General features: G+C 76.8%; 1 protein-coding gene. It reads left to right on the top strand.

Annotation, left to right across the window (positions count from 1 at the left end):
- Positions 1 to 282 precede the first annotated feature (282 nt).
- Positions 283 to 978: a B3/4 domain-containing protein gene (locus ACFXPK_RS32965; protein WP_385008161.1), complete on the top strand. Its 696-nt coding sequence runs from the start codon at positions 283 to 285 to the stop codon at positions 976 to 978.
- The last annotated feature ends 49 nt before the right edge of the window (positions 979 to 1,027 follow it).

Here is a 1,027-nt window from a genome sequence, read left to right as displayed (position 1 = left end):
CCCCGCGGCCCCCCCCCCCCGGGGGCCCTGCCGGCTCCGCGCCCCCCGACCCCCCGACCGCCCGCCCCCCCCCCCCCGCCCCCCCCGGTCCGTACCGTACGGTCGGAGGTCAGTAGGGTGGACCATCCGGTACCCTACGATGTACCACACCTGGCCGTGCCGAGCGCGCCGCAAGCCGCCTCGGACGCAACCCCCTGGGACGGACGCTCCCCACGGCCTTCTGATCACGCCCGGCCCTGCCCGCCAGGACCGGCGCACCACGAGGCAAGGCGGACGAAGACGATGACGACCCTGACGCTGACCGTGTCGGACGAGGTACGCGCCCTCGCCCCCGGCTTCACCCCGCTCGTCGTGGAGGCCCGGGGCCTGGTGAACGGCCCCAGCGACGAAGCCGGCTCCGCCCTGCTGGACGACGCGTCCCGCCGGCTCGCAGCCCGCCTCGGCGGACGCGCCCCGCACGAGGACCCCCACCTCGCCGCCTGGCGCGCCGCCTACACCGCCTTCGGGGCCAAGCCCTCCCGTACCCGCAACTCCGCGGAGGCGCTGGCCCGGCGTGCGCTCTCCGGCGCCGGGCTGCCCCGGATCAACCGCCTCGTCGACCTCTACAACGCCGTGAGCGTCGCGCACCTCGTCCCGGTCGGCGGCGAGGACACCGACCGGATCACAGGCGCCATGCGGCTCGTCCTGGCCACCGGTGAGGAGCCGTTCCTGACCGCCGCGGACGGGGCGAGCGCCGTCGAGCACCCCGAGCCCGGCGAGGTCGTCTGGTGCGACGACGAGGGCGTCACCTGCCGCCGCTGGAACTGGCGCCAGGGCGTCCGCACCCGGCTCACCGAGGAGTCGGTCAACGCCGTCTTCCTGCTGGAGGGCCTCGACCCCATGACCGCCCCGCAGCTCGAAGCGGCGGGCGCGGAGCTGGCGGAGAACCTGGCCAAGGTCAGCCCCGGGGCCGAGATCACGGTACGCACCGTGCGCTGACCGCGCCGGGGGCGGCGAATCGCCCGGGGCCGGGGAGGCGGCGCACCGC

Source organism: Streptomyces sp. NPDC059142 (assembly GCF_042755665.1).
Lineage (GTDB): Bacteria > Actinomycetota > Actinomycetes > Streptomycetales > Streptomycetaceae > Streptomyces.
Note: the sequence above shows the minus strand (reverse complement) of the source record. Positions and strands in the feature narration are given on the sequence as shown.